The following is a 2,816-nucleotide window of genomic DNA, read 5'->3' on the forward strand; positions in this document are numbered from 1 at the left end:
GCCGGACCTGGCCGCCACCGCCGCCGACCCCCTCACCCAGGCCAGGACCGGCGTGCCGCGTGACTACACGCAGGAGCACGCGCGGGCGTTCATCGACGTCTCCGAACGGATGCGCATGAGGGGCGCGGGCATCGGCTGGACGGTCCAAGAACTGGAGACCGGCCGTTTCGTCGCCAACGTGGACCTCAGGGACCTCGACTGGACCAACCGGACGGCCGAGGTCGGCTACATGACGGCGCCGTGGGCCCGCGGCAAGGGGTACGCGGGCGAGGCCGTCGTGGCGATCGCGCGCTGGCTGTTCGAGCGGCACGGCTTCAGCCGGCTCCAGCTCCGCGCGGCCGTGACCAACGCGGCCTCACAGCGGGTGGCGCAGAAGGCGGGCTTCGTCCGCGAGGGGGTCGCCCGCTCCTCGCTGGGCGGCGAGGACCTGATCGTTTACAGTCTCGTCCCGTCCGACCTGGCCTGAGGGCACACCGGACTGTCCCTCGTACCCTTTGTGAAACCCCTCCGCACCCGTCACCCTTGTGGTGAGGACGGTGAGGCGCATGATCACGGTGGTCGGCTGGGACGGGCACGAGTTCTCGGCCAGGGCGGTGGACAAGCTGCACGAGGCGAGGCTTGTCGTGGGCCCCGACGCCATTCTCGGGCAGCTCAAGCTCACCGCGCCGACCGTGGCGGACGACTCGCTGCTGGAAGTCCTCGACGACCATCTCGAGCACGGCGAGGGCCCGGCGGTCGTGATCGCCGAGGGCGATCCCGGATTCTTCGGAGTAGTCCGCACGCTACGGGCGCACGGCCTCAAACCGGAGGTGCTGCCGGCGATCTCGCTCGTCACCCGCGCCTTCGCGTGCGCCGGGCTCAGCTGGGAGGACGCGCTCGTCGTCGCCCCGTCGGGCCCGGGCCAGCTGGACCGGGTCGTGAACGCCTGCCGTGCCCACCCCAAGGTCGCGCTGCTGGTCGCGCCGGGCGTCGGGCCCGGGGAGATCGCCAGGGAGCTGGCGCCGACCACGCCGCGCGCGCTGATCGTCTGCGAGGACCTCGGCGGCCCCGACGAACGGGTCACGCACAGCCGCATGGGGGAGGCGACGACCAGGCCGTGGAAGGACCCCGACGTGGTCCTCGTCATCGACCCGCTGCACCGGCCCAGGGAGGCTGGCTGGGTGGCCGGCGCCCAGCCGGGTCCCGCCGAGTGGGCGCTGCCGTCCGAGAGCGCACTTCCCGCGGAGGTGCGGGCGTTCATCCTGGCCAAGCTGGGTCCCCGGCTCGGAGACCTGATCTGGGACGTGGGTGCGGGCGCGGGCGAGATCGCCGTCGAGTGCGCGAGGATGGGCGCGGCCGTCATGGCCGTCGAGCGCGACGAGGAGTCGTGCGCCAGGCTGCGCGCCAACGTGCTGAAGCACGGTGTCAAAGTGGCTCTGACCAGGGGCCAGGCGCCGCCCGCGCTGGAGCCGCTGCCCGACCCCGACGCTGTCTACGTGGGCGGCGGCGGCACCGACGTCGTGGTCGCCTGCGCAGCGCGCGGCCCGCGTACTCTGGTGTGCGCGCTCAGGAAGGTCGAGCAGGTCTCGGCCGTGCTCGAACTCCTGCGCGAGCACGGCTACCGCGGCGAGGGCACCCAGATCCTGGCCTCGAAGCTGACGCTCGAGCCCGACGGCTCGCACCGCCTGACCGCCTCTGACCCCGTGTTCGTGGTGCACGCGACACCCGCGCACACAGCGTGACCTGTTCCCTACCGGGGCGCATCGGATATCCTCGCGTGTCTTTTGTCTACCGGACCGGAGATCCCCTCACGATGAAGCCGCCGCTCCTGCTGATCGGGCAGGGCTCCCAGGATGACGCCTACGCCGCGGAGTTCGGCCGGTTCGTACACCGGCTCCGTTGCCGGCTCGACCAGACGGGCGCCGACGTCTCCGGCGGCTACCTGGAACGTGCCTCCCCCAGACTCAGCGACTCCGTGGCCTCCTTGGTCGCCAGGGGACACCACCGGCTCGTGGCGCTCCCACTGAGCCTCAGCAGGGTGGGCGAAGACTTCCCCGCCGCGATGGAGCTGGAGCAGAAGCGGCATCCGACGCTGATGTACGACTACGGCCGCCCCCTGGGCCCCGACCCCCGCGTGCTGTCGCTGCTGGCCGAACGGCTGAACGAGGCGGCCACCGAGATCCACAAGCCGCGCTCGCTGGAGCTCGTGGGCGCCAGGCCACGGCTCCGCGCGGTCGACACGCCGCCGGCCGACGACCTCCTCGCGCAGGTCGAGCCGGGAGAGACGGCGATCGTGCTGGTCGGCGAGGGCTCGACGGACGCGGCGGCCAACGCCGAGATCCACCGGGTCTCCCGGCTGTTCTGGGAGACGCACGCGTACGACTTCATGACCGTCGAGACCGCCTTCGTCTCGGTGACGCCGCCGGGGGTGCCCGGCGGGCTCGAGCGCTGCCGCCGGCTGGGGGCCAAGCGCGTGATCGTGGTGCCGTACCTGCTGTTCGCGGGCGGCATGCTCGAGCGCGTGTGGGCCCAGGCCCTGGCGTACGGCGCCGGACACCCCGATCTCGACATCCGCTGCGCCGAGGTGATCGGCGACTGCGAGACCCTGGCCGATGTCGTGATCGACCGATACGAGGAAGCGCTCCAACTCGTCCCATAAGTGGAGGTTTGCTGTGCTCGCTGAGACGCTCGCCGCGATCCGCCCCGCGGACCCTCGCGCCCTTGCCGAGGCCCGGGCGTACCAGGACCGCCTGACCAAGCCCCGCGGTTCACTGGGCCTGCTGGAGGAGATCGCGGTACGCCTCTCCGGGGCGGCCGGCGTCACTCCGCCGCCCATG

The 2,816-nt window shown here is 72.2% G+C and carries 4 protein-coding genes; all 4 read left to right on the forward strand.

The window, feature by feature from the left end; genetic code table 11:
- Nucleotides 1-466, forward strand: a 466-nt coding sequence (locus AB0J09_RS61500) for a GNAT family N-acetyltransferase (RefSeq protein WP_360713324.1), incomplete at its 5' end; no start/stop codon positions are given.
- A gap of 79 nt (nt 467-545) precedes the next feature.
- A complete protein-coding gene (locus AB0J09_RS61505; protein WP_360713326.1) occupies nt 546-1,721 on the forward strand; it encodes an SAM-dependent methyltransferase in 1,176 nt (391 codons plus the stop codon).
- 71 nt (nt 1,722-1,792) lie between these two features.
- Nucleotides 1,793-2,638, forward strand: a complete 846-nt coding sequence (locus AB0J09_RS61510; RefSeq protein WP_360713328.1) for a sirohydrochlorin chelatase — start codon at nt 1,793-1,795, stop codon at nt 2,636-2,638.
- Between the two features lie 13 nt (nt 2,639-2,651).
- Nucleotides 2,652-2,816, forward strand: a 165-nt coding sequence (locus AB0J09_RS61515; protein ID WP_360713329.1) for a nicotinate-nucleotide--dimethylbenzimidazole phosphoribosyltransferase, incomplete at its 3' end; no start/stop codon positions are given.

The sequence above is a fragment of the Nonomuraea sp. NPDC049784 genome (genome assembly GCF_040659615.1).
Lineage (GTDB): Bacteria > Actinomycetota > Actinomycetes > Streptosporangiales > Streptosporangiaceae > Nonomuraea.

Bases quoted from the DNA above. Each gene is read 5' to 3' on its own strand.
- AB0J09_RS61505 (WP_360713326.1), top strand. From the start codon at position 546: ATGATCACGGTGGTCGGCTGGGACGGGCACGAGTTCTCGGCCAGGGCG.
- AB0J09_RS61510 (WP_360713328.1), top strand. From the start codon at position 1,793: ATGAAGCCGCCGCTCCTGCTGATCGGGCAGGGCTCCCAGGATGACGCC.